Origin of the sequence: Bradyrhizobium sp. NBAIM08 (assembly GCF_020193935.1) — a bacterium.
In the GTDB taxonomy this organism is placed as follows: domain Bacteria; phylum Pseudomonadota; class Alphaproteobacteria; order Rhizobiales; family Xanthobacteraceae; genus Bradyrhizobium; species Bradyrhizobium yuanmingense.
Genome location: NZ_JADYVR010001039.1, coordinates 1 through 398 on the forward strand (window position 1 = coordinate 1; position 398 = coordinate 398).

At 68.6% G+C, this 398-nt stretch carries 1 protein-coding gene; it reads right to left on the reverse strand.

All coding sequences use genetic code 11. From position 1 onward, the window contains the following. A partial coding sequence (locus I6F37_RS43350) for a hypothetical protein (protein WP_225154886.1) occupies positions 1-398 on the reverse strand: 398 nt, incomplete at both ends.

Consider the following 398-nt stretch of genomic DNA (forward strand, 5'->3'; position numbering starts at 1 on the left):
AGCTTTGCGGCGCGCGCCTTGTCGGCTTCGGCAAACCAGTCGTCATCGACCTCGAAAACAGCTCCGGCAGACGCCGCGGGAGGCCGCGTGCCCTGGAAACCGGGATCGTTCAGATCTTCCTGGATCTCCCGGCGGCCGGCGCGCGCGTCGGCGCGGGCCTGGCTCTCGTCTCCGCTGAACCACTCGTCATCCACTTCGAACACGGGATTGCCCGCGGCGGGCATGCTCGCTCCAGCCTCGGGACGTCGTCCCGGCGAACGCGGATCGGGAGCGCCGGCAGACTGGCCGATCGGGCCGGACGGATTGCGCGATGGCTTCTCAGTCGCGGTCTGGCCGGACAGCTGTTGATCGAGGCTGGCAAAGGCGGCGTCGAGGGTGTCGAGATAGTCGTCGGAACC